Raw genomic sequence first — 306 nt, 5'->3', positions numbered from 1 at the left:
CGTCACCGTCGGTGTCCCCCGTGTTCGCGACGAGCGGGTCCGTCCCGGCGGCCACCTCGGCGCCGTCGCCGGCCCCGTCGCCGTCGGTGTCGGCGTCCTGCGGATCGGTCCCCAGGCCGAGCTCCTGCAGGTTCGTCAGACCGTCGCCGTCGGGGTCCAGCGCGGCGTCGGACGGGTCGAGCGGGTCCAGGCCGTGGTCGACCTCCCAGCCGTCCGGCATCCCGTCGCCGTCGGTGTCGGCCGCGCCCGGGTCGGTGCCGAGATCGTGCTCCTCGACGTTGGTCAGGCCGTCCCCGTCCGGGTCCA

At 76.1% G+C, this 306-nt stretch carries 1 protein-coding gene; it reads right to left on the bottom strand.

Annotated features, from left to right (window positions below):
* Nucleotides 1-306: hypothetical protein (locus AAHH18_RS13415; protein WP_343301964.1), on the bottom strand; the 306-nt coding region annotated here is incomplete at both ends.

Origin of the sequence: Cellulomonas olei (assembly GCF_039548315.1) — a bacterium.
Taxonomy (GTDB): Bacteria; Actinomycetota; Actinomycetes; order Actinomycetales; family Cellulomonadaceae; genus Cellulomonas.
The sequence above is the reverse complement of the archived record's forward strand: the minus strand, read 5'-3'. Positions and strand labels throughout refer to the sequence as shown.